Genomic DNA, 26762 nt, shown 5'->3' with positions numbered 1-26762 from the left:
CATGACCCTTGCCGTTCGTTCCGCCACTTCACAGGATGCCGAAGCGATCGCGGCGATCTACGCCCATCATGTCCTGCACGGCACCGCGACCTATGAGATCGTCCCGCCCACCCCTGCCGAAACGCAGGACAAGATCCTCCATATCACCGGTCGCGGCTGGCCCTTTCTGGTCGGATGCGAGGGAGGTGAGGTTACAGGCTATTGTTACGCCACCCAGTTCCGCGACCGCCCGGCCTATGCCTATGCCTGCGAGGACAGCATCTATATTGCGCAGGAGAGGCGCGGTCAGGGTGTCGGGAAGTCCTTGCTGACCGCTTTGCTCACGGCGGCAGAGGAGGCCGGTTTTCGCCAGATGATCGCCGTCATCGGTGGCGCGGAACCTGCCTCCATCGCCCTGCACACCGCCTGCGGCTTTGTCGAGGCGGGACGGCTCGCTGCCATGGGCTGGAAACATCAGCGCTGGCTGGACAATGTCTATATGCAGATCGCGCTGGGCGATGGCGCGTCCAGCCCCCCAATTCACGCTCAGCCTGACCAGGCTCGTTCAATGCAGGGTCCATGACGGCGCTTTGAGCGGCGGCCGCCAGCCCTTCATGTCGGCATCATCGCTGACCTTATAAGGGATTCCCTTCGACGTCAGGAACAGCCGCTCCATCTCCGGACGAGTGAAGGGGCGCGAGCCGAGCCGTCCGAACACCGCGATCTGCCCTCCCGTCTCGTCCACCGCCCGGTCGCGGTCCAGCCCCTTGGACAGTGCCAGCGCAGGCGAAGGCGTGTGCGCCCAGGCGATCAGTTCCGGCTTGGGCGCAGGCGAAAAGCCATAGAAATTGGGTTGGCTCGCCGGGCTGGTGAGCTGGATGACCTTCATTCCATTGCGGCCATCGGCGACATAGGCGAACAGCGACGCATTGGTCGTGCCGACGATCACGTCCTCCACATCGGTCATCTGTCCGCTAAACGTCTCCTTCCTGTAGACCGAAGGCTTTAGCGGATTGGTGATGTCGATGATCGCCAGCCCCTCCGTCTTGGCGGCGACATAGGCATAGGTGCGCGCCAGGTAGATGCGCCGCGCATCGGCCAGCGGAACGGTCGCGGAGGGGACTGCCACCGGATCGGTCAGCCGCGTCACGTCGAACAGCTTGAGGCCATCGGCGTCCGTCACCCAAAGATAACGGAACTGGATGGCGCTCGCCCGCGCATCCTTCAGCGGACGGACGGCGGCAAGGCGCGGGTGCAGCGGATCGGCAAGGTCCACCACCACGAGGCCCACATCGGCGGTGATATAGGCGATCTGACCGGCAAGCTGGATATGCCGCGCGCCGTTCAGCACGCCATTCGGGTTCCAGGTGATGGCGCGCTTCAGGAAATTGTTGCGGAACTCGCCATCGGCCATGGTCTCGATATTCACCATGATGAGCCCCTCCACGCTGTCCGTCACCGCCGCATAGCTGTAGATCGGCAGGAACGCCTGCTCCTGGTTGATCCGGCGCAGTTCGGGCGTGTTGCGAAGCGGATTGATAGGCTGGTTGGTGGGCAGCGCCATGCAGGTGGCGTTCTTCGACGGCACGCCGGTGTTGTGGCCAAGCTTCGAGAAGGGACCGCTCACGATCGGCTCGGAAAAGCCCTTGTTCGCGATGGACGCCACGTCATAGACGCGGAAGCCGCCCTTCCCTTCCGCCACATACATATATTCGCCGCGCAGTTGCAGGCAGCCGACGCGATCGGCCGTGCCCTTCACGACATTGCGGAATTCCTCGACCGGATGGGTTTCGCCCGAAGCCTTTTTGTCGAAGGTCTTGCCGCGCACCCAATCCTTGAGCTCGCGCTTGTTCTGATCGACATGCAGCTTCCAATAGTCGGGATAGGCATATTTCTGCAGATAACTGCCGATCACCGCCTGCGGCTCGTCCCATTCGGTGACGCGGATCGCCTCGAACCCGCCCTCCAGCCCGGTCCAGGCGTTCAAGCCCACGAAATTGACGAAATTGGTGCCCAGCAACAACAGTTGCGACATGATCGCATTATTGTCGTCCTTCGCCGACAAATGGCAGTCGGTGCAGGTCTTGGTCTCCGCCCTGCGCACCGTATGCGGGAAATGCGGCGCGAAGGCCTGCGACGAAAAGCCTATGCCGGAAATGGGCGGCTGCTGGATATAGATGCGCTCGCGGTTGATATTGGTGGAGGACAGCACCAGTGCCGATGTCGACCTGACCGGGGCGGTTTCATTGCCCTTGGTCGTCATATGCTTGCCCAACTGGAACATCTCGTCCCGCGCGACCTGCGGGTTGTATGTCGCGAAGTTGCGCGTCTCCTCCCCGTCGAAATGGTGCAGCGAGGTCTTCCAGTTCGCCTCGATCGGCAGGTGACAGCCGCCGCAACTGGTGGTCCAGCTCAAATGACAGGTGAAGCAGGCCATAGTGTCGTCGCCATGCGCGCGATCCTCTTGTCCGACGCCCGGACCAAAGGCAAAACTGCCATCCTCCGCGCCGGAACGGCTCATCAGCTTGGCGCGGGCGGCCTTGGCATTGAAGTGCGGATTGGCCGGATCGACCGAATCCTTCACCAGCGACACTTCCCATTCCAGATGGGGATCGACGATCGACCGCTGGATCAGCTTGCGCCGACCGCTGGCGTCGAAATACCATTCGAAGCGCCGCTTGCCGTCCGGGTTGCGCAACAGCGCCAGATTCGTGCCCTTGGGCGGCGCCGCCGGGCCGGAGGTCAGCAGCGTCGGATAGGCATCAGCCGTGCCGTGGCAATCCTTGCAGCCGATCTCGATCGCATTGGCCACCTCGCCATAGATGAAGCCGTTGCCATGGCTGTCCTGCGCGAAATGACAATCAGCGCATTGCAGGCCCTTTTCCGCATGGATGTCCATCAGGTGCACGGCCTTGCCGGGATTGGTGCCGACGGGGACGAACTTGCCCTCCCCTTTTTTCCGCCATTTCTGCGGATCGTCCGGCGACACGACCCTGCCGTCCGCATCCAGCAGATTGCCCTCGCGGTCGCGCTTGAACACGCCACGGAAGTTCCAGCCATGGCCATGATAGTCGGCGAATTGCGTATCCTTCGCCTTGTCGTTCAGGTCATAGACGTTGCGCAGGAAATCCAGGTCCGACCATTTGCCGCGCGGACTGGCGCCTTCGGGATTGCGCTCCAATGTCTGGTGCACCTCGGCGGCGGTCGGATATTTCTGTTTCTCCGGCCACATCAGCGGCGCGTCGGACTCATAGTCCCACATGGTATAGCCGAGATAACTGTTCAGGAAGATGTTGGGCTGATGCATGTGGCAGTTCATGCACTGGGCGGTCGGGATCGCGCGCGTGAATGCGTGGCGGATCGGATGGCCGCTTTCCTTGACGGCCCCGGCCGGATGGCCGCTTCCATCGACCGACTCCACCATATGATCCGGCTCGATCGTTTCGCCATGCGGGCCCTTCAACCCGCCATGGCTCATCTTGTTCGCAATGGTGGGATCGACCGTCGCCGTCTGCCCGTCGCGGCCATATTGGGCATAGATCAGGCTGTGGCGCGGCTCGCGGTCATTGGCATAGACCACATGGCACCCCGAACAGCCCGAATGGCGGTAATCGCCGGGCTGATCGTTGGTCCCCATGAACCACATATAGGGATCGTTGAGGCGCGTCTTGTGGATGTTGAGCGCCGGAATCGCGACGCGCAATCCGGTCCCCGGCCCCCGGTTAGATTGCTTGAGGTCGGGCCGCCCCGGCTCCTCCAGCCGCTGGATCGATCCGGTCGGATTGGGCAGGCCGATTTCCGGAAATTGCGTGCCGATGTTGCGGCCGCCGCGTTCGAACACGCGAAAGACGTCGCCGGGCGGGATCACCTGCCATGTCGGCAGCGGGTACAGCTCCGCCAGCGCGCCGCGCGCCTTCTGCTCGGCGGTCAGCGTTCCGGGCGGATTGCCCGGCGACACGATCTTCGCGGGCTTGCCATCCCTGGTATAGGCCTCGCCGAAAATGTAATTTTTGTATGGGACAAGGCCGTTATTATAGGCCGCCCCGCCCCACAGCATCGCGCCCGACGCCATCAGCGAACGCTCGGCCGCCTCGATCACCTGCATATGGCAGGAACCGCAGGCGTCCCGCGCCACGCGATAATCGCTGGGATTGACGAAGCGGACAAATTCCGGCGCTTCCCGGTTCAGCAGCGTATAGGTCCGCTGCGGATTGGCGGAGGAGGGATAGTGCCAGCTTGCCGGATAGCGCGGCAGCACATGCGCCCTCTCGCGCGCGGCGGCATAGGCGGGATCATCGAAGCCCAGCGCCGGATCGCCGCGCACCGCCGCATTGCCGCCATGACAGTCGGTGCAGCCGAGCATCACGGCCGGCGTCGCATGCATGGACGGTTCGTCGGTCCTGGTGTGGCAGCTGTAGCAGCCGTCCGATTTGGCGGCCACCTGATCAGCAGTCTGACTCATCGGCGCGGGCGGCGTGGGCGCGTATATGCGCGCGACGGGCTTTTCCGCATCGGATGCGTGGAGCACGACCACCGGCACCGTCAATGCGGCGAAGATCAGCAGCAGGAAGGCGAAAAGCGGACGCATCAATAGCTCAGGATCAGATTAGCGAGCACGGAATAATATTCGCGGTTGCGCTCGCTATTGGTGAAAAGATCGCGGAAGCCCGCCCCCGGCAGCAGCGTCGCGCCCGACAGGCGGAAGACGATATTCTGCGTCGCCCTGGGCCGCCAGATCGCCGCGGTCGACAGATCCCAGCCGATCGACCGGGGAATGCTCCCCTCATTGCGCAGCGCTTCCAGCGTCGCCGTGTTCTGGAACCAGAGATGATTGGCGTTGGCGGACAGGCGCAATTGCGGCAGCAGGTCGAAATCCGCCCCTGCGCCCAGCAACATCGTGCCGGGATTGTTGAAGTTCGACTGCCCCTGCTCCTTGGAGGATCGCAAGGAATTCAGGATGCCATTGCGCCCGTTGATGCCGATGACACGGCCGCCACCGGCAAAGGGAATGGACTGCCTGATCCAATAGCTGGTGTCCGCCCCCGCGAAGACCGGATTTTCAAAGATCGCGTCGAACCCGGTTTCCCGATTGTCGTGCGGGTCGCCATCGCCGCTGGCATAGAGGCCCGACAGGCGGAAACGCATCCAGTCCTTGTCATAGCTTGCCTCCGCCGCCGCGAAAAAGGCGCGGATCTGCGCGGGTTTGGAAGTGAAAAAGCTGTTCCGGTCCTCGCCCAGCGCGCCATAGAGCGACGCGGTCAGGTTCATCCGACCGATCCGCCCATCGGCATTATAGCCCAGATAGACGACATCATATTCCCGCCCGCGCAAGTCGCCAAGCAGCGCCGGACGCACGGGAAAGCCATTGTCGTCGATTTCGACGTCATGCTTTTCGCGGTTCATATTATAGACGGCGGTGATCTGGCTGGTGAGGCCAGGGATCAGGAAGTCCTGCCGGTAGAGATTGGCCAGGAACACCCAGTCATGGCGCGGCGACTGCACGACCGAATTGAGGCCGCTATTGGTGTCCTTCTCCAGCCGCCAGAAAGCCGCGAGGTTGAACTGGAACCGGTTATTGTCGCGATTGCCGAACAGCCGGATGCCCAGTTGCTGGTCGTTGAACAGGAAGCCGCGAAAATCCGACTGGAACGGTTGGATACCCACCCGCAACGAGCGAAAATCATAGCGATCCGACGTATTGGCGAGGTGATAGTCGACAAAGGCTTCCTGCACGCCCAGAAAATGATCGGTGCGGTGCGAGGGCCTGGAAGGCTCGACGAACAATATGCGCCGTTCCGGCACATTCACATGGTTGACGTTCAGCGCCAGCGTCAGCCGATATTCGATTTCCGGCGGCTTGAATGCGGTCGATCCCTTTATGAGCGCCACGCCGGCGATGAAGGTCTGGCTGAGGACATAGGACGCGTCCTTGCCGAACACGTCGATGCTGCCGGGCCGCTCGGTCGTCTGCACGCCGACGGGGATCGGGAAGGTGCGCGGCTCGACCACCGTGTCGCTGAGGGCATTGGCGACGAAGAACCAGTCGTCGCCCTTGATCGGCAGCCACTTCACCTTCTCGCGATCGATCGGCCGGTCGCCCTTCAGCGCGTTCTGGTGATAGGGGTCGAACCAGCGTTCCTTGACCACGCCCAGGCTCTCGATCAGGCGCCAACGATCCGGGATCGGTACTTGATCGACCGGGAAGGCCTCCGGCTGCGGCGCGTGCACGGCCCCCTTGTTATCCTGCGTCACGGCTTCGGGTAGTGGCGCTTCATAGCCGGGACGGCGACGGCCCTCGATCGACTGCTGGTCCGCATCCAGCAACTCCCGCCAGTTTTCCGGCGGCGGCGGCGGGACCGGCTCGCCCGGCTGGGCCAGTAGGAAGATCGGCAGGATGGCGGCCAAGCCCATGGCTACAATCCCGCACAGACATTCTGGGTGGAACTGTCGAGCAAGGGCGCGAAAGGACAGTTCACATAGCGCAGCCGTACGGTCGCATCGCCCAGATCTACCACGATCTGGTCGGCCCGGATGGCTGCGGGCGCATTGCCGATCCCGCCGATGCGCGTCCCGGCATTGGCGAGCCCCAGAAAGCCGATCATGTCGTCCTGATCGATACCGTCGCCCGACACGCCGATCGCGCCCACCAGCACATTGCCGCGATAGATGGGTACCGACCCGGGAAAGATCTGAATGCCGTTCTGTGCCCGGTTCTGTCCGGAAACGGTGGGCAAGGCGGAACAGCGCTGCGGCGTGTCCGTGGCGCTCGCGCCGGTCACATAGGCGAGATGCGCGGCCAGATCGCCTACCACCAGCGCCGATTGCAGCCCGGTCGAGAAGGGATTGAACTGGACGATCGGCCGCGAAAAAGGCCCGTTGGGCCGCCCCACTTCGCCGTCGGGGAAATAGGGCCGCGACAGATTGCCATTGGCGCGATCGGTGAAGGCATATTGGCCGGTCAGGGCCGATGGATCGTTGAGGAAGGTACGTGCCTTGCCCACGAAGGCAGCGACGTCGGCACTCGAACTCGCCAACAGGTCCGGCCCCGCATGGGTGCCGGAGAAGAACGCCGCCGTCCGCGCCTTCTGCAAGCTGACATCCGTGCCGAAGATCGGCGCATCGGGCGAGCGCACGATGCCCAGGGCCTGCCCGCGCGTATCCACCAGACTGATCGTCACCTGCGCCCGGCTGTCGAGCGGCTGGCGGATCTGCGCCCGTGCCCGGCTCATGACGGCAAAGGCTTCCTGCAGGATCGCGGTCGCTTCGGCCGTGCTGATGGGTTGCGCCACATCGCCCGCATCGGTTCCGGCCCGGATCGGGAAGCGGTTGTTGCCCGACCCGTCCGTCAGCACGAAGGCGTCGCGGTTGGAAAATTCGGCGGCGCGGGACGCCCGAACGCCTGACGCCTCCGTACCGTAGACCGCCCCGGCCAGGATCGCGGGCGCAGGATCGCCATAATAGCCGCGCACGGCGACCAGCGTCCCGATGCTGCCGTTGATCGCGGCGAAACTGACCGCCCCGCTCGCCAGCAAGCCGGAATAGGCCGCATCGGAGTAACGCAGCGATGTGCCGTCCACGAAGATGCGATCGGCGCGAATGCTTTCGGGCGCCTCGAAACCCAGGGTTCCGGCAAGCGCGATGAACTCCTCGGGGTCATTGTCATTGTCGAGGACATTGGAATCGGAACCATAGACCCCGTCCGCCATCACGCCGATGCCGCCGACGACCACACCATTTTTGTAGAGCGGAAACCCGCCGGGATCGGCCGCGAGGCCAAGCGGCGATCGCTTGGGCCCGATCATCGCCTGCGCGCCCGAAGAAGCGAAACGCGCGCTGAGGTCCGAGCAGGGAAGCTGGCTGAACTGCACACCGAACAGCGGCCCGCTCTCCAGCCCCGCCGTGGTGGGCGCGGGTGGGAAATGCTGTTGCACGATCATGCTGGCTGTGCGCGTCGAAAAGGCATTGCCGCCGCTCGACAGATAGGCGCCGGTGATGGCCTTGGCGATGGCCCCGGCCTCCGCGGGGACGGTCAGGTTCTGCGCGTCGATATTGTCGCCATTGGGCGCAGCGCTGGTGGTCGCGCTGGCCCGCGCGCCCGTCATGCGGAACACCGCCAGCACATTGCCCACCCGGTCGGTCACGGCGACGACGGCGGGCAGGTTCCGCTTCTGCGCCTCGGCAACGGCGTGGGCCACCACCGTTTCGACATCCGCGACCGTCAGGGATTCCTGTGCAGGCACCGCGTAAAGGCTGGTTGGGGTCGGAGTCGGCGTGGGACTGGGCGTTGAGGTGCCACTGCTGCTGCCCCCTCCGCCGCCGCAGGACGACAGGACCAGCGCCGCGCTGGCCGTCAACGCGCTCAAACGATGCTGCCGTCCCCTCATTGCAGCGCCCCGATGCTGCGCGCCGCGCTGCCCAAAGCGGAACGGAAATCGTCTGGCCGATAACCGTTCGGCTCTTTCACCGCCGCATAGGCGCGATTGACGTCCGCGCGGATGCCCGCCGCCGCGCCGACGGTCACGCGGCCCGACTTCACCAGGCTGTTGAGCAGGGTGTCGATCGCCATCACCGCCTGTACCGACCCTTCATAGTCGGTGAAGCGCGGCGCGATGGCGCTGCCCGCAATCTCGCGCACGATGGCGAAGGCCATACCGCCCTGCATCCCGCCCGCCGCGAAGGCATCGGCCAGGGCATGCGCGCTCTGCGCCAGTCGGCCTGCCGCCGCGACGGCCGAAACCCGATCCCTCGCGATCGCCGCGTGGAAGGCGCGGCTGTCGGCATCGAACCGCCCGGCCAGCCCCGGCGCCGCCACCCGCGCGGCCGCCGAAAGCATGATCATATTCTCGTCGTTGAAGGGCGGCATCCCCGCCGGGATCGGCCGCCCCGGATTGGCTTCCCAACTCTTGCTGCGTTCCGCCTGATCGTAGATGCGGCGATGACAGCTCTGACAGTCGAAGAAATAAAATTCGGGAAAGCTGCCTTCGGTCCCCTTGCCCCCGGCATAGAGGGTCAGCGCCCGCTCGACAGCCATGGCCTGCCCCACGGCCCAGAGTTTCAGACTGTCGGTCCGCCCCTTGCGCTGCGCATAATCGGCATCTTCATCATGATGTGCCTGCATCGCCGAGAAGAGGTCCAGTTCGAAGGAAATGCGCGGATGCCCCGCCGCCATGATGCGATGAGTGACGAACTGCCCATCACGCGCGCTGCCGAAATGGCAGTCGAGACAGACCGAAGCGCGCACCTGCGGCCGGTCAAGCGGCGTCATGCCCGCCGCGACATTGGCGGCATGGCTCGCAGCCACGGCATAATGGGATGCGATCCAGCCGCTCGCGGGACCGTGGCAGGCCTCGCAGCCCACGCCGTCCTGCGCCAGAAACCGCACGCCGCGCTCTCCTGCAGGAGTCGAATGGCAGCCGAGGCAGGCCGGTGCGGAAGTCGGATCGCCAAGCCCCAATGTCGCTGCGATCTGCCGCCCGCGGGTTCCGCCGAGCACGGCAAAGGCGCGACTGTGCGCGCCGCCCGGCGTCGAGGGTTCCTGCCAGCGCATCAGCTCATCCTGACGCACGATCTTGCCATCTCCCTCCATCCGGCCGTGGCAGGTCGATCCGGCGCAGGAGGCGACACCGACATAGGTCCGGCTTGCGCCCGCGGCATCCGCAACGCCTGCCCCGCCGCCCGGCAGGCCGCAGAGCAGCGCTACCGCCAGCAGCAGGACGCAAAGCGCCATGCCCGCCACGGACCTGCCGATCATCATGCTGCCCCCGCCCCCATTCGCCACGCCCCCGTGCCAGCCGATTCGGACGCATTCACACCCCCCGCGTCCGACCGCGCCCTTCTCTCTACGGGTTCAACCCGTTGTTTCAATCCCGTTTCGTGCATGATGGCGCTTGCGTTCAATGCGTGCCGCCATCGCTACAGGCCGGTTCATCCGGCCCGCCGCAATGGCGTTCCCACAAATCCTCATTCCCCGCGCCCGTTACCGGCTCATCGATTAACGGGGGATAGCCCTGGGCGATGATGTCGCGCAGTTCGATCAGCGACAGGGTGAAGATGCGCCCGACCGCGACGGATGGATCAAGCACCCCATTCCAGGTATCACGGCTGTCGAAGCCTGGCGTGACACAGGCACCCGCACTGGCAATCAGGCAACCGTTGATCTTCGAATCCGGCGCATAGCCGCCCGCCCGCCCGCCGCGCACGCCATTGATCGCCACGAGCGGAATGACGTCCCGCCCGGTCGCAAAAGCGCCGGTCGGCAGAAGCAACTGACCGTTGATGGCGATCGGGGTCAGCCCCTGCGTCGAGATCAGCAGGTCTTGGGCGGTAAAGCCCCGCCGCGCGGAAAAGTCAGTGGAAAGGCCGATATTCTGAATGAAGAAGCCATCCGTCACATTCGCCCGGATGACGCCCGCGCGCAGCAGGCCCACATCGATCATCAACCCGTCATTCTGCGCCAGCCGCAATTCGCGCGCCTGCAACGACGAGGTCGCACGGACATCGGCCATGGCGGACAGCGTCGCCGCGATGATGCTGGGGCTGCCAAGCATCATCACGCCACCCAGGCCGCCATTCGCATCGCTGACGTCGATGCTGCCAGCTCCGGCAATGATCTCAAGGACTTCGCCAGCCGTCAGGGTCACGCCACCTTGCCCTGACCGCCCGGTCAACGCCAATGCGCCCTGGACGCGCAGCCGCCCGGCGGTGGCCAGCGTCAACACGCCCCCGGCGGCCAGGTTGCCCGTTCCCAAAGTCAGATTCTGCACAATCAGATCCGGCGACCCCGGCACGGCCTGGCGCGCCGCACTGATGGTCAGATTACCCGCCAGGACCCTGGCCAGTTCCACTGCCGAAAGACTGTAGCTGCCCGCCACATCATTGCCCCCCACATAGGCGGGCCGCAGCGTGTTGATGGCGTTGAAGGTAATCGTGGCGGTGGGGGTTCCGACCAGAGCCGCGGGACCGATGACGATATCGCCCGACCCGACGGTGATGGCGCGTGCGCTAGCCGTTCCCGACAGGGTGGCCGTTCCGCCCGCGGTCAAGACCATATCGCCGGTCTGCGACGATACATCGCCAAAGCGTGCGTCCCCTGCGGCAATGGCCGTCACCGTCCCCACCGCATCGAGCGCGGTCGCATCGATCGTGGCCCCGTTCAGCGTCATGGCGCCACCGGAAATCGCCTGGGTGATGGCAAGCGCACCCGCCGCATTCAGGATGAGCGGTCCTCCGGACGCATTCGCCTGTGCAATGGTCATGGCGCCCGTGGAACCGAGGTTGATCGTGCCGCCCGTAGCGGTGATCGGACCGATCGAGACGATATCGCTGACGGTCAGGCTACCGGTTCCGGCATTGAGCAGGCTTTGCCCCCCAACCAACATCTGTCCGGCGCTGATGCCCTGACCCGTCACCGTCAGACCGCCGGTCATCGTCGCATTGCCGATCTGCACTGCGCCGCCCGTCGCCGTCAGTTGCTGGCTGTCGGCAGTCAGGTTGCCGATGCTGATCGTGGCGGCCGAGATCGTCCCACTGCCGGGTCCGATGCTCAACTGCCCGCCGACCGCAAAATTGCCTCCTGTCGACAGCCCCCCGGCACCCAGCGCATTGCCGCTGGCGTCGGCCTGATCCAGCAGCCCTCCCGACAGGAGATTGCCCAGCACTATATCGCCGCCCGCGCCCAGTCCGATCGCGACGGACCCCGCCGCACGCACGGTCGCGCCAGCGCCGTTCAGGCTGCCCTGGGCAAACAGCCGGAGATCACCGCCTGAACTCAACTGGCTCCCACTGGCAAGGTTGATATTGCCGCCCGAACTCAGCATCCTCAGTTCGCTGATCGCGCGCAGCGACCCGGCGGACAGCAGGCTGATATCTCCCGGCGTGTTGAACAGAATCATGTCCGCGATCAGACTGTCGCTGCCGGCGGGACGCCCGCCATGGCTGAGGTCGATGCGCGTCGCCGAACTCGCCGTCAGCGCCCCGCCGGCGCTGATGCTTCCCATGCCGGTAAAGGCGAAGGAAAGCGGCCCGTCGCTCGTGAAATCAGCGTTGCCACCGATCTGCACGGCATTGGCCGCCGCACCTGCATAAATGCCGGAAAAGCCGGAGACCGGCGCGCCCAGGCTGGCCAGCGCGATCGATCCATTGACGCGCAGCCCGCCATTCGCCGCTGTGCTGCTCTCGGCAAACTGGACCCGTCCGCCGATATCGCCGCTTGCGCTCATATAAAGAGAATCGAGCTGCCGCACCGCGCCCGGCATCATGAGGCCGCCGTCGCCGTTGGCGAAATCAACCGTGCCGCCCGTGCCGAGGCCGGTGGCGCCCGCAGCCGAAGCCCCGGCAGGCCCGATCCCTCCGGCGCCGCCAAAGCCGCCCAAACCATCGGCCAGCAGGGTGAGGCCGCCCAGCAGATAATCCCCGTTACCGGCATCGAACGCGGCCAGGCCGCCGGAACCATCCCCACCCCGGCCACCTGCTCCGCCCGTCAGCCCCGCATTTGTACCTGCGCTGCCGTCCGCGCCCGCACCGCCTTGTCCAACTGCCGTGATGCTGTAGCCGGGCGCCTTGGGCAAGCCACTGCTGAACGCGATATGGGCGTCGCTGATCCGCAATGTCGCGGACCCGGCCAGGGCGTTGCCGCCCGCACCGCCATTGCCTCCGACCGGCCCCGCCGTACCGGGCGCACCGGCTCCGCCCGTCGCATTGCCGCTGACCTGCAACGACACGCCGGTGACCGCCGTCGCGCCCGCCGACAGGGCGAACATCGCGGTCCCCCCCAGTGCATTGCCACCATCCGCACCGTTGAGTGCAGTTCCGCTGCGAAGGCCGCCCGTTCCGCCAGCACCGCCCAGCGCTTGGGCCAGCACGCTGATATTGCCCGCATCCAGCGTCGTGGTCGTCCCGGACAGACCGAAGGTCGCAGATCCCCCGGTCGCGTCGCCTCCCCGCCCGCCGACATTGTCATAGCCGGTCCCGCCAAGGCCCCCGACACCCGAAGCCGTCACCTTCAACAGGCCGCTCACCGTCGTCGCACCGAAAGCCAGATTGAGAGCCGCGACACCGCCCGTCCCGGCCCCACCCGCACTGCCGGTGCCGCCGCTGCCGCCCACGCTGCCGATGCCGTCGGCGCTGACGGTCAGATTCGTGAAGACCGGGTCGACATCGACCAGCATGTCGGCGCTGCCGCCCAGACCCGCCCCACCCGCGCCACCGGGTCCCGTGCCATCGTAGATCGGATTACCATTGTTATCGAAGCCGGCGATGAAGCGATTGCTGCCCGCCTGTCCGCCCAGTCCATCTGCCGTGACCGAGACATCCCCGATCCTGTGGCCTTCGTTCAGATAGGCAAGGCGCGCCGTACCGCCGGTTCCGTTCCCGGCATCACCGCCAGCCCCGTCACTGCCATTGTCACCACCCGCGCCGCCGGTCGCGTCCGCCGACACCAACAGCGAAGGCGCGGTCAATGTACCGCCCGCCAGCGTGACATCGGCCGTGCCGCCGGTTCCGGTACCTCCCCGGCCAGCGCGATAGGTGCCTGGCCCGTCGGAACCCGTCCCACCGCCTATTCCGCCCTTGCCCAGGGCCTGGACGATGACGCCTCCGTCGACCAGAATCTGCCCGCCGCTTCCCGTCGTCATCGACAGCCCGGCATTACCGCCCCGGCCGATGCCACCATCGGCGCCATCTTCCTGAAAGACCAATGCGCCCGCGCCGCCTGTACCGCTCGCATCGACGGCAAGCGTGCCGAGTTGCAGCGTTCCGCCCTGCGACTCCAGCAGGGCGGCACCGCCCTGCCCCGTCCCGGCCAGCGCCGCCACGGATTGCGGATCGAACGATGTGTCCGCACCGGCCGCTTCGCCGCCTGTACCCGTCGCGCTCAATATCAGCGTGCCGATCGTCGCCGAGCCGCCGGATATCAGGAACTGGCTGGTGCCCCCCGTTCCGCTGCCCGCCTGGAAGGATGTTGTGCCCCCGCCTTCGCAAATCGGACAATTGCTCGCGGCCGCTCCGCCCAAACCGGTTGCCCGCGTTTCCAGCACGTCAGCCGTCAACGTGCCGCCCAGAACGGACAGGTTGATGGTTCCGCCTGTCCCGTTCCCGGCATCCCCACCATTGTAGAACACCCCGTCGATGGAGGGAGCGGAACTGCCCACTGCCGAGAGAATGAGGTCGCCGAACGTCATGACGCCGGTCCCGGCGGTGCCCAGGCGGCTCTCCACCGTCACACTGCCGCCGAAGCCATCGCCCCCGCGCCCCGCGAAGCCGTCAGTGGCAGCGCCCCCGCCACTGCCGTCGGCCTGGAGCGTCAGTTCGCCCAGCGCCGAGAAATCCGCATCGCTGGCATGGACGAGAATGGATCCGCCCGTGCCGTTCGATCCGTTCGCCCCTCTTGCTCCTGCGCCATCGGCCCGGACTTGACAAAAGGCACGCGCACAATCCGCCAGCGAAAAGCTGCCGCGCAACCCGCCGGCCGCGCCGGCTGACAAGCTGATGTTGCCGCCCAGGCCATTGCCCGCGACGCCCGAGGCATCACCAGCCGATCCACTGGCATTGGCGAAAAGCGAACCCGCCGTAAAAGCGCCGCCCAATGCTTCGACGCTGATGGTTCCGCCTACGGCGTTGCCGCTGTCGATGGTGGAGGAATAATATTGGCCATAAGCGCCCCTTGCCGACGCATCCAGCGTGACGCCGCCAAATGTCAGCGCGCCGCTTGCCGTCCCGCCGGGACCGGCCGAGGCCTGCGCCGACAGGCTGATCGCGCCGCCTTGGGCGTTGCCTGAAAAGTCGCTGCCCGAACCCCCAGCCGCCGATACATTGGCGGTAAGGCTCGCGGCCTGGATCATGCCGCCCGCAGCGATGAGGTTGATGGTCCCGCCGGTGGCATCCGCGCCGGTCAATGGCGGCGAACTGACACCCGCATCGCCATTGCCGATGGCGTCGAGCGTCAGATTGCCCGTAACGGCAATCTGCCCGTCGGTGGCCGTCGACCCGCTGCCGCCGAAGGTCAGCAGGTCGATCCGCCCGCCCACGGCGCCGCTTCCGGCGGTCAGGCTCATGTCGCCGCCGGCCGTGATGGTTTCACCCTGGTTGGCGCGCAACGTGATGGCGTTCGTGGCCGCGCCCGTCACGCTGGGCTGCCAGGTGCTGGCGCCAATGCTGATGTTGCTCGCGCCTGTCGCCCCGGTGCTGGCGGAACCAATGGAGCTGCCGAACACATCCTGACCCGCCGCCAGGATCACGGCGCTGCCGTCCTGTACCACCGAGTCCGCCGCATTATAGCCGACATTGCCCGACAGCAGCATGGTCAGCACGTTATTCTTGGGCGCGGCGACCATATAGACGCGCTGAGCCTCCGCGCTGGTGGCCCTGTCCACGCGGTCGGTGGAACCGCTGTGCACCACGCCATTCTGGTCCGTCGTGCCCACGCTGATGCTGATGTCGAACAGCCCGCCATTGATGCGGATGTCCGCCTGCTCCGCGCCCACATAGGCAGCGGTTCCATTGACCATGACAGTCCCGCCCTGCACCACGCGGGGCGCGACCAGCGCGACATAGCTGCCCGCCGAGAGGGCGCTGATCTGGGCGCCGCTCTTCACCTCGACAGACGACAGGACGTTCGACGCGCCCCGGAAACGGATCGTGTCGCCATTGGCATAGAGGCCGCCGGTCGTATCGATGTCATTGCTGGTCAGCACCAACGATCCGACACTGAAGACGCTGGACGGTCCCGCCACGATGCCGCCGGGCGCATAGAACCAGACCTTGCCGCCCGGATTGCCGGAAATTTGGCTCTGCACCGTGCCGTTGAGCGCCACCACGCGCGACACCTGCACGCCGCTGGCGTCGATGGGCAGGATGCGGTTCAGCACCGTGAAGTCGCTGACACCCGATATGCTGTTGGTGAACAGCGCCGTGCGGTTGCTGGGCAGGAAATCGATCTCGCCCGTTCCCGATGTGTCGGTGGGGCGCCAGTTGATCACCGTCTCGGCATCGTTGAGGACGATGGTGTCGGTCGTCCCGCGCGTGATGGTAGGCCCGATCCCGCCCGGCTCGACCGTGTAGCTTCCCTGGAAGGCCGTCTGCGCCCTTGCGGAAGGCGAAGTGAAGGCCGCCGCCATCGCGAGCAGGCTGACGCAGGCAAGGATCGACGGGTTGGGGGATTTGGCCATCATTACCGCCTCCACGGCAAAAGCTGCGTGGTGATGGAGAAGAGCAACCGCGTGTTGCCCCGCTCCGTCTGGAAACCGGCCTTGCGCAAGGGCGTCGCCAGCGTCAGGTCGAGCCGCGCATGGTTGCTCCAGGTGGCGCGCACGCCGCCGCCCGCCGAACAGAGCTTCTGCGGATCAAGTCCGTCGAAATTGGCGCTGCGATGCCAAAGCCAGGCGGTATCGAAGAAGATGAAGGGCTGGAGCGCGATCGCGCCCGGTCCCTTGGGCGTGATCCGGCCGTAGCGCAGTTCCGCCGAAAGCCCCGCGCCGCTGTCGCCTGTCAGCGTCCCTGGATCATAGCCGCGCCCGATGGTATAGTTGCCAGCGCTCATCTGCTCATAGGACAGCAGCACATCCGGGCTATATTGCACCCTCGGCGACAGCGCGAAGGTCCAGTGGGGAGAGGGCCGATACTCCGCCTGCGCGCTAGCCCGCATGACGAAGGCGGAAGGGTCGCCGTCGAGCTGGCTGATCGGAACCTTCGGATAGGCGCAGTTGGCGAACGCGACGCCACAGCCTTCGCTCGCTCCCAGCCCATCCAGCCCGTGGCGCAACTCCATCATGCCGCCCAGCCGCCATCGCGGTTCGATCCCCGAATAGCCGGTCGTGCTGACCAGGCTGTCCGGATCGATCAGTTCACCCTCGAGCCGCAGGAACAGCACGCGCAGCCGGTCGCGCGACAACGGAACCTTCACCGGTCCCGTACCGAAGCGCAGATCCTGATTGACGATGTCCAGCCCGCCCGTCGCCAGCAGCGTATGCACCTGCCGCCGGACCAGCGGATAGGCCATGGCCACTGTGCCGATCAGCGTTTCGGATGACAGCGGCACGCCCGCGATTCCCGGCTTGCTCCACGCATAGGTCAGGTCGCCCGACAGCCGCAGCCCGTCGCTGCCCAGCGCCATGCTGTGCCCCGCCTGAATCACCGTCTGCTCGCTCGGCTGGGCGGTGTTGAAGATGCTGAACACCGTGCTGTCGCCCAGCCCGGTCATGTCGTTGAACCGCACCCGCGCCAGTCCGCCGAAGCGGCCTACCGCATTGCTGCCGAGATTCTGGACGTTGACGTCCAGTTCGACCCGCTGGCGCACCACCTGCACTTCGCCGACCACCTCGCCCGGCGCCGTGCCCGCCGGGCGCAGCGCCAGCCGCACATCATATCCCGGCAGGTCGCGCGCCAGCAGCAGATGCCGCTCCGCGTCGCGGACATTGAACACCGGCTGCCCCTTCAGCGCTTCCATATGCGCCGCGATCAGCTTCTCGCTGCGGCCCGCATCGCCGCGCACCTCGATCGCCACCAGCCGCGCCATGAAAATGTCGAAGCGGACCGTGCCACCCTTTTCGATCCGCTGGGGCGGCACCTGCACGGCGGCCAGATAGCCCATCTGCCTTAGCGCCGTCGCCGCCCGGTCGCGCACTTCGCACAGGCTGGCGATCGGCACCTCGCGTCCGGCAAAGTCGCGCCAGCTGTCCTGAAGCACAGCCGGATCGACAATGCGCAGGCCCTCGAACCGCACATCGGCGAAATTCACCGTCACATTGGCATAGCGAGGGTCGGCCAGCGGACAGGGCGCCCGCTCGACATCGCCCACGACCGTCAGACGGCTTCCCTGCCGCGCCTCGTCGGGTAATTGCCCGCGCGACAGTTCCTCCCGCGTCGGCGCACGCGGCGCGACCTGCGCGTGGCTCGCCACCGGCGTCAGCATGGTGGCGGCCAAAGCCGCCAAAGCCGAAGCGCGTACCTGCCCCTTCATCCTCATAGACGTCCCCAAAACGTCAGGCGGCCCATTCCCTCAGGCCGCCCACTCCCTGTCATTTTTCAGGAATGCAGGCCTTTTGACCCTTCATTCCCCGTCCCCACGACCCCTCAGCGGTTAACGGCCCGCCGCTGCCCGTCAGTTCCGCGCAGACCCGTCGGCCAGCGCCGCCGTCTCCACCAGCAGGTCGAGCTGCGCCGTACATTGATGGGCCATCAGGCTGGCAGCCGTGCCATCCAGACCCTGCGGCGCTGGATCGACCAGCGCAAAGCGCAGCTCGGCAGCCTTGGCCCCATCATTCAGGCGATAGGCCGCGCCATCCCGCACCGGCGCCGTCGCCGGCCAGGCGGTGATCGATTCGCCCGCCGCGAAGCTCGCCGTCGCATTGCCTCCGCCGCCGCTGATCCGCACCGTTGCCGGTTTTGCCGCATCGGCGCGCCACAGTCGGACCGCGGCCGGATCGGCAACGCACAGCGTCCCGGACTGGGCGACATCCACCATCCAGAGATTGGGCCGGTGTGGCGGGGCGGCAGGCGCATCGCCCACATTTCCGCGAACCGCTCCGGTCCGGGCGCGCCGGACCCGCTTGGTATCGAGCAGCGCGGCAAGCATCACGCCATTGACAGGCGCGGCGCTGGCGGAAGCCGCGACATTAAAGCTTCCCGGGCCGCGCAACGTGCGCGTTCCCCTGGCGTCGAGCAGCGTCACCACATCTCCGGCCTTCAGCACCAGCGACCCGCCATCGGCAAGCTTGCTCCCCGGCTTGTAGGTGGCGGCGGAGGGACCGGTCGCGCGGACCACCATGGTTTCAGCCAGGACCGGCGCGCCCAGGCCCGCAACGACCCATCCCGCCAACGCGCAGCGCGCGGCAATCCTACCCCAGACCATAGGTTCCTCCTTCCCCGATATACTCGTAACGATACAGCAGATTGGCGAGCGCCGCATCATCCGGATGATGGTTAATCATCGCTTTGAGACGTTCCAGCGCCCTGGTCCGCGCCTCCGCATCCTCGCTGTCGAACGCAGCCAGAATTTGGCCCAGCACCGCCCGGTCCCCGACCGGGAAATCGGGTGCCGGTTCGAACAGGTCGACCGGCGTGGCCCGGCCTCTCAGCCGCACCCGTCCCATCGGCCGCCACCAGTCCAGTCCGGACAGCAGCATCGCTTCCCGGCTGACCAATATGGTCGTTTCCAGCGACTTGTTCGCCGCCTCCAGCCGGGATGCCGTGTTCATGCTGTCGCCCAGCGCGGTATATTGGATGCGTCCCTCGCCGCCGAAATTGCCCACGATCGCCTCGCCATGATGCAACCCGACGCGAGTCCGCCCGATCGGTGGCACGCCTGGCGGCAGGTCGCGGCGGAACGCCTCCCCCGCCTGCCACATCGCATAGGCCGCCAGCGCCGCATTGCGTCCGTCATCGGGCCGGGCGATCGGTGCGCCCCAGAAGGCCACCACGGCGTCGCCCACAAATTTGTCGATGGTCCCGCCATGGGCCAGCACCACGTCGCTCAACATATCAAGATAGCGGTTCAGCAGCTGGGCAACCATTTCCGGTGCGATGGCGTGGCTGAGTTTGGTGAAGCCTTCCAGATCGGTGAACAGGGTGAAGATGGCCCGCTTTTCGCCATGAAGAGCCAGTTTCTCCGGCTCGGCCAATATTTGCGCGGCGATATCGCGGGGCAGATATTTGCCCAGCGCCGCCTGCGCGAAGCGCCTCTGCTGGGAGGTCACCGCCCGCGCCGCGACGCCGATGGCGGCGAAGGCTAATATCCAGCCCAGACCCCAGCCCGCGGCAGGCAACCCCTTCGTGTCCCAGCCCTTCGCCTGCAACCAGAGCGGCATCCCGGCAATCGCCCCGGCCTGAACCGCCAGCGCCGGGACGAGGGCGAACCAGCGCAATTCCGCCAGGCTGGTCACCCCGGCCGCCAGCACCACCAGCAACGCGGCACCCCAGCGCCAGCCATCCGGCACCGCGGGCAGCCTTGCGCCGTCCAGCAATTGCGCCAGCATGGTGGCATGAACCTCCAGCCCGATCATGGTGGAGCGGGCCTGCCGTCCCGACAACGGCGTTTCGAACTGGTCGATATCGACAATGTCGCCGCCGATCAGCACATGCCGCCCGCGCACCATCGGCGCCAGCGCCGCCGCCATCACCGGATCGGCCAGCGTGTCGATCTGAAGGCTGGGGATGACCGGCTCTTCCGATCCGTCCGCCTGCCGCAACGGCAGGCGAAAGCGGATCGCCCCGCGATAATCGCGAAAGGACGGCGCAGGATGCATCGCCAGCGTCAGCAGTGGCGGCTGTCCCGGCGTCGGGACAGGCCAGCTCCGCGCGACATTGTCGGCATCGGTTTCCAGCCGGATGCTCGCCGGACGCACCCGGCCGGTCCGCGCCTCCCCGATGAAGCGGTCCAGATATTGCTGCTGCTCGAAGATGATCTGTTCCTGATTGTCGCCCAGATTGGCATAACCGAGCCAGACGGGGATACGCATGGCGTGCAGCGTCGCCAGCAATTGCTGATCCTCATCCTGCGGCTGGTCGAACAATATATCGATGCCGATGGACCGCGCGCCCATGGCATCGATATTGCGCAGGGCCCGCGCGAGCAGGCCCCGGTCCAGCGGCGATCGCTTGCGCGTCGCGATCAGCGTCTGGTCGTCATAGACGACCATGAGGATGCGCTTGTCCTGCGCGACGCGCGGGGCGAAGCTCGCGGCCCGCCAGTCATACAGGCCCCGCTCAGCGTCGGCGGTCGGAATTTCCCTCGGGCCACCGCTGCCCAGCGGCCGGTTCCAGTCCCAACCGGCAAGAAACAGCGCCAGCAGCAAGATCAGCCCGGTCGCCACCAGCCGCCAGCGCCCGGCATCCCGCACCAGTCGCGCACCGCGGCGCAGCAGGCCCCGCTGACGCACCGCCGTCAGCGACGGGCGATCAGCGGGCGCGCACCGTCACCGATGATCGCGAAGCCGGACCAGTAGAAGGGATGCGACGTCTCCGGATCGTCCATCAGCCTGATCTGCGCGGCCCGAAGCGCTTCCGCGACGGGCTGATCCGCGCTGGCCGCGAACAGACCGCTCATCAGCCGCTCGGTGGCGTGATAATCCTCCGGCGCGGGCCAATGGCTGGCGATCACGGCGCGGCTCCCCGCACCGATGAAGGCGCGCACCAGCCCGTCCAGCGCTCCGCCGCCGCCCGAAAGCCCGGCCGCCCGCGTGGTTTCCACGCCCGCTTCGCCCGCCGTGTCGCAGGCCGACAGCACCACCAGATCGGCGTTCAGCCGCAGGTCGAAAATCTCGCTGAACTGCAGCAGACCGTCCGAAGCCTTGTCCGGCGCAAAGCTGGTCAACAGCGCGGGCCGCGCCGGACAGCCCGGATGCGGCGGCGTCACCAGACCATGGGTCGCGAAATGCAGGATGCGGAAGCTGTCGAGATCACCGCGCGCCATCACTGCCTCATCGGTGAAGGCCGCGCCGGTCACGAGTTGGCTGCCCTGCCCGCCAATGGCCTGCGCCGCCTCGCGCAATTCGGTCGCGGGGATGGGGCGGTTCCATTGCAGCGGCGACCAGTTGCAGTCTCCAGCCGTTCCGTCGTTCACCGCACCCCGCGTGGATGCGGTCAGCACCGCCTTCGAAAGCGGCGCATTGTCCCCGAAACCGATATAGCTTTGCACGGCGTTCGACGGCGCCGCCGCCCGCGCATCGCGGAACGCCCGCGCCGACAGCGCGGTGCTGACCGCATGGTCGCGGCCCAGCCAGTCGATCCCCCGGAAATCGAACTCGTCGCCGCCCTGCGCCACCCGCGCCGCATAGGCGTCGACGCCCGGCTGCGAGGCGATCAGCAGATTGACCGGCAATTGCAGCATCGCCCCGTCCGGCTCGAAGATCAGATGCTTCACCGCCGCCAGCCGCTGGTCGATCGGCGCGAACAGGTCCAGATAGAGGCTGCGCGCCACCGGTACGTCCAGCGCATAGGTCGTCTGCGCGCCATTGACCTCGATGGAGATGGTCTCGCGCAGCGCCGCCACCTTGCGCGCAACCTCGCCCGCGCTGGCCGCCAGCCGATAGCCGGTCGCGCCCGCACCATCGATCCAGACCGCGTAGAGCGCGTCCCCCAACTGGGCCAGTTTGAAATAACCCTCGCCCGGCTTCAGCGTGGCCTGCATGTCGGTCAGGCTCAATATCTGCGGACTGACGGCGCGATATTGCGGATAGGCTGCCAGCGCCGTCAACGTGCTCGACTGATCGGCCGCAAGCTGCTCGATATCGCTTTGCGCCTGCGCGATCTGCGGCGAGAGGCCTTCATTGGCCTGCGCCGCCTGCCGCAACTGCGCCAGCATGATCCGTTCCCGCTCGATATCGCGGGAAAGGGATACGGATTGGCGGAACAGCCGCGCCGCTTCGCCATTGCCCGCGGACAATTCGCGGGAAAGCTGCTCCAGCGTATCGGCTGCACCTGGCCGGATCAGCAATTGCGATGCCGCAAACAGGTCTGCGGTCAGTTCGGGGCGCTGCGCAATCTGCCGCGCCAGCAGCGTGAAATAGGGCTGGAGCTGGTTCGCCATCCCCGTCAGCGTCGCGCGATTGCCGATGGTCGACGCCATGATGCTGCGATAGATGGCCAGCGCATCGTCATTCCGCCCGTGCCGGACAAGGAAGGCACCCAGCCGCGCCCGCGCGCCGTTCAGCGCCACCGTCTCGGGATATTGCGCCGCCAGCAGGGCCAACGCCTGATTGAGATTGGCTTCCGCCTGCCCGAAATCCCCTTCCGCTTCGTAGGTCAGCGCAATCTCGCCCAGCAATTGCGCGCGCAGGCGGGTGATCGACGTGACCCGCCCGTCACGGATCGCGACCGCGCTCGCCAATGCTTTGGTCAAGATCTCCCGCGCCGCCGCCGGTTGCCCCGACAGTCGCAGGATGGTGCCGCGCAGCTGCTGCGCCTGCGCGTCTATGATCGCCGCGCGTTCGGCCGGGGTCAGCGTCCTGTCCTGCCGCACGCCCAGCGCGCGGGCCTGGGACGCGCCGCTGCTCATTTCCGCCGCCACTTCCGGGGGCAGCACGACGGCGCCCTCACCTCCCGTCAACGCACCGCCGCCGCCCGCCAACGGACGGTCGAGAATGGCCAATGCCCCGTCCAGATCCTGCCGGTTGATGTGGTGCATGGCCTCGAAATTGCGACGCAGGCGGATTTGCACGGCGTCGGCCGTGGGAATTGCCCTCGCCTTGGCGAAGGCTGCATCCGCCTGATCGAACAGGCCGAGATTGGACAGTTGCAGGCCGCGATTGACCAGATATTCATGCGCCCGGTTGGATCGCTCCGCCGGGGTCAGGCTGTTGCCGTCGGCATCGCGCGCCAGTCGGTCGGTCAGGCTGTCGAAAAATTCGGCGGCTTCCGCATAATTGCCCGACGCATTGCGCCGATAACCCTCGGCCAGCACGGTCTGCGGGTCCAGCGTCGCCGCCTGCAAGCGCGCGAAACCGGCCACATCGCTGCCGGTCGTCGCGATATCGATCTTGCCCGGCACGATCCGGCCCCGCATCACGGACCGCAGCCCCAGGTCGAGCGCGCTCGCATAGGCGGCATAGCCCTGCGCGACGTAAAGCGTCCGCCCCCGCGCCACCGTCAGGATACGATAGGTTCCGGCCGCCCCGGTACAATTTCGCACGATCGCCGCGCCGATATCCGGCAGGGTTGCGCCGCCCGCCGCGCCGCATTCCACCCCGGCCCTGCGCGAGGCAGCCAGCCGGTCCAGCAACACCGCGTCCATGTCGCCGGAGCCGCGCCTCAGCGCATAGATCTGCCCCACCGGCTGCGCCGCATCCCGGCACACCAGCGCCCATGATCGGTCGAACATGGTCCGCACCGCCGGATCGCCAGCCGCGCTCTGCGCCTGGCACAGCGCGCCGCCTTCGCTGCCGACGCGGAAACTGTCACTCAACAGGGTGCTGCCGGTCTGCGCATGCGACGCGACGGACAGGCTCAGGGCGCCTGCCCATGCCAGCCCTCCAATGATCTTCCCCAATCCGCTCAAAGGCTTGTCCCCCAAGCTCGCCGGATATGTCCGTGCAAAGCCCCCCTCAAGAGCGGTCGTCATACCGCCGCCTCATGGTGCACGGCAAGGCGAAAGGCGCAGTAGCCCGACGGCAACCGCAGCTCCGCCCCCGAAAGTGAGGCAAGGAAGCTACAACTCGGCAAGATTCGATCCCTACCGCGCAATTTTCATTGCATCCATCGAATGACATGATCTAGGTTAGCTTCAAGTGAATATCTTTCGGCACCATAAGATAAACGCCGAAATCCTCGAATAAAGATAACAGGACGTTCACTACAGGGAGGATGAAATGGGTAAATCTTCACGCCATGACTCTATGGTCCGCTGGTCGGCCTCATGCCTTGCTTTGGCGCTGGCCGGCCTGTCGAGCGGCGCCCTGGCGCAGGCGACCGACAATACGTCGGACTGGGCAGGCAACGAGATCATCGTCACTGCGACGAAGCGCAACGAATCCATCCAGAATGTGCCCTTCTCCATCAATGCGCAGACCGCCGAGGCGATGCAGCGCATGGGCGCTACTTCGATCGAGGACGTGTCGCGCAGCGTCGCTGGCCTGACCGTCCAGAATCTCGGGCCCGGTCAGAGCCAGGTGTCGGTGCGTGGCGTTTCGGCGGGCCAGGTCGTCCGCGACCAGCCGGGCGTCAAGGAACAGGTCGGCGTCTATCTCGACGAATCCGTCATCTCCATGTCGCTCTTCACGCCGGATTTCGACCTGTTCGATCTCGACCGCGTGGAAACGCTGCGCGGTCCGCAGGGAACGCTGTTCGGTTCGGGTTCGGAAGGCGGCACCGTCCGCTACATCACCAAGCAACCCAGGCTCGGACGGACCGAGGGAACGGTCGAGGCGGGCGTCAATGTGCTGAAGGGCGGCGATGTCGGCTATTCGGGCAAGGGCGCGATCAACCTTCCCCTGGGTGACAATGCCGCCATCCGCGCCGTCGGCTATGGTGAACATTATGCAGGCTTCATCGACGCCATCGGCCCCGCCGCCGGCAAAAATGTCAATGATGGCCGCCGCTATGGCGGACGCCTCAGCCTGCTCTGGGAACCCGCGCCGGGCATCAAGTTGACGCCGCGCATCATCTATCAGGATATCCGCACCAACGGCTTCAATCGCGAGGACAGCTATCATCTCTATTATAATCCGCTGATCAGCGCGGCCGATATCTTTCCCGAACGCACCCAATATCTGAAGTTGCGGGAAGAATTTCGCGACAAGACCACGCTGGCGGACTTCACCGCCAATGTCGATCTCGGTTCGGACATCGCGCTGACGTCGATCACCACCTATATTCACCGCGACATTCTGGTCAGCCGCGACGCTTCGGCGCTTACGGGTTCCGTGTCGGTGACGCCCTTCATCATGGCCCTGGGCGCCAATCCCGCCCTCGCCAACCTGCCGTCGAACCTGCGCGACACCACAAAGCTCAAGCAATGGACGCAGGAAGTGCGCCTCGCCTCCACCGGCAACGATCCCTTCCAATGGGTGTTCGGCGGCTTCTACAGCCATGTCGACCGCACCTATGCCCAGCGCTTGCCGACACCGGGCTACGACGCTTTCATCGATGCCGCGCTGGGGGCTGGCACGTCCGCGGCGGCGGCCAACGGCTTCCCGCTCAACTCGCCCTACAATGCCGACATCCCGTATATCATCAAACAATATGCGGCCTTCGGCGAGGCCAGCTACAAGTTCGGCCAGTTCAAGCTCACCGCCGGTGGACGCTATTATGACTTCAAGGAAGAGCGCGACTTCAAGACCGGCGGCGTCTTTTCCAACGGCGACAACCGGGTGGGCGACAAGACCGGATCGACCGGCTTCTCCCCGCGCTTCATCGCCAGCTATGAGGCGAGTCGCGACCTCACCTTCAATGCGCAGGCGTCCAAGGGCTTCCGCCTGGGCGGCGTGAACGATCCGCTGAACCTGCCGCTCTGTTCCGGCGGGGCGACGGGACCGGATGCCGCCACCTATGGCAACCGCCCGACCTTCGACGATGAAACGCTGTGGAACTATGAAGCCGGCGTGAAGGCTTCGAGCCGCGGCATCACCCTGAACGCCGCGGTCTTCTATAACGACATCAAGAATCTGCAGGTGACGGCCGATGCGGGCAGTTGCTCCTCCCGCGTCGTCTTCAACGTGCCCAAGGCGCACACGGCGGGGTTGGAAGCCGAACTGAGCGCTCGCCTCTCGCCCAATCTCGATCTGTCCTTGAGCGGCAGCTATATCGATTCGAAGATCGACAGCAATGTGACCGACGCGGGCGGCGCGACCATCGCGGGAATCCGCAAAGGCAACCGCCTGCCCACCGTGCCGAAATTCCAGATGGCGGCGGCGGCAACCTACACGATGGAGATTGCGGCGCAGACCAGCTGGTCCTTCACCGCCAGCTACCAGCATGTCGGCGACCGCTATACCCAGCTTGCCGATCAGGAGTCGGGCGCCGGCAGCTTCACCAACTCCATCTATTATAATCCGGCCAACGGCACCTATGGCACCGGCGCCTATAATTTCGGTTCCTACAAGCTCAGCGCCTACGATCTGGTCAATCTGTCGACCGGGGCCAGTTGGGACAGCGGCCTGTCCGTCACCCTGTTCGTCAACAATCTGTTCGATGAAAATCCGCTCTACTCGCTCGACCGTGAGCGCGGCGGGCGGGGCCGGCTGGGCTATAATATCGGCACGCCGCGCAAGATCGGCGTCACCGTCCGCAAGGATTTCTGAAGCGGATCGACCCGGACGCCGGAAGCAACGCTTCCGGCGTCTTTCTTTTGCCCGATA

11 protein-coding genes are annotated in these 26762 nt (G+C 65.9%); 2 read left to right on the top strand and 9 right to left on the bottom strand.

The window, feature by feature from the left end:
* Position 1: 1 nt before the first annotated feature.
* Entirely contained in the window at positions 2-562 is a 561-nt protein-coding gene (locus MJ601_RS16285) for a GNAT family N-acetyltransferase (RefSeq protein WP_242128306.1), read from the top strand.
* Here MJ601_RS16285 and MJ601_RS16280 read toward each other — a convergent pair.
* From MJ601_RS16280 to MJ601_RS16240, 9 genes are all read right to left on the bottom strand, one after another.
* Entirely contained in the window at positions 545-4567 is a 4023-nt protein-coding gene (locus MJ601_RS16280; protein WP_242128304.1) for an LVIVD repeat-containing protein, read from the bottom strand. The two genes, MJ601_RS16285 and MJ601_RS16280, sit on opposite strands and share 18 nt — an antisense overlap.
* Positions 4567-6390, bottom strand: coding sequence for a hypothetical protein (locus tag MJ601_RS16275; RefSeq protein WP_242128302.1), 1824 nt, complete (start codon positions 6388-6390; stop codon positions 4567-4569). The genes MJ601_RS16280 and MJ601_RS16275 overlap by 1 nt, the downstream gene beginning before the upstream one ends.
* Positions 6391-6392: 2 nt before the next feature.
* Positions 6393-8363, bottom strand: a complete 1971-nt coding sequence (locus tag MJ601_RS16270; RefSeq protein WP_242128300.1) for a heme-binding protein — start codon at positions 8361-8363, stop codon at positions 6393-6395.
* Positions 8360-9730 (bottom strand): cytochrome c family protein, encoded by a 1371-nt coding sequence (locus MJ601_RS16265; protein WP_242128298.1) that lies wholly within the window; start codon positions 9728-9730, stop codon positions 8360-8362. Before MJ601_RS16265 ends, MJ601_RS16270 begins: the two co-directional genes overlap by 4 nt.
* A gap of 142 nt (positions 9731-9872) precedes the next feature.
* On the bottom strand, positions 9873-16145 hold the full coding sequence (locus MJ601_RS16260) for a beta strand repeat-containing protein (RefSeq protein WP_242128296.1): 6273 nt from the start codon (positions 16143-16145) through the stop codon (positions 9873-9875).
* The gene (locus MJ601_RS16255; RefSeq protein ID WP_242128295.1) at positions 16145-17938 is read right to left on the bottom strand and encodes a ShlB/FhaC/HecB family hemolysin secretion/activation protein; all 1794 of its coding nucleotides are present in this window, start codon (positions 17936-17938) and stop codon (positions 16145-16147) included. The genes MJ601_RS16260 and MJ601_RS16255 overlap by 1 nt, the downstream gene beginning before the upstream one ends.
* Before the next feature lie 135 nt (positions 17939-18073).
* Positions 18074-18823 (bottom strand): hypothetical protein, encoded by a 750-nt coding sequence (locus MJ601_RS16250; RefSeq protein WP_242128293.1) that lies wholly within the window; start codon positions 18821-18823, stop codon positions 18074-18076.
* The gene (locus MJ601_RS16245) at positions 18810-20849 is read right to left on the bottom strand and encodes a CHASE2 domain-containing protein (protein WP_242128291.1); all 2040 of its coding nucleotides are present in this window, start codon (positions 20847-20849) and stop codon (positions 18810-18812) included. Before MJ601_RS16245 ends, MJ601_RS16250 begins: the two co-directional genes overlap by 14 nt.
* A gap of 5 nt (positions 20850-20854) precedes the next feature.
* Complete coding sequence (locus MJ601_RS16240) at positions 20855-24028, bottom strand: CHAT domain-containing protein (protein WP_242128289.1); 3174 nt, start codon at positions 24026-24028, stop codon at positions 20855-20857.
* A 247-nt stretch (positions 24029-24275) separates the two neighbouring features.
* Here MJ601_RS16240 and MJ601_RS16235 point away from each other — a divergent pair, with 247 nt between their 5' ends.
* On the top strand, positions 24276-26705 hold the full coding sequence (locus MJ601_RS16235; protein ID WP_242128287.1) for a TonB-dependent receptor: 2430 nt from the start codon (positions 24276-24278) through the stop codon (positions 26703-26705).
* Positions 26706-26762: the final 57 nt, after the last annotated feature.

Origin of the sequence: Sphingobium trunci (assembly GCF_022664535.1) — a bacterium.
GTDB lineage: Bacteria > Pseudomonadota > Alphaproteobacteria > Sphingomonadales > Sphingomonadaceae > Sphingobium.
The sequence above is the reverse complement of the archived record's forward strand: the minus strand, read 5'-3'. Positions and strand labels throughout refer to the sequence as shown.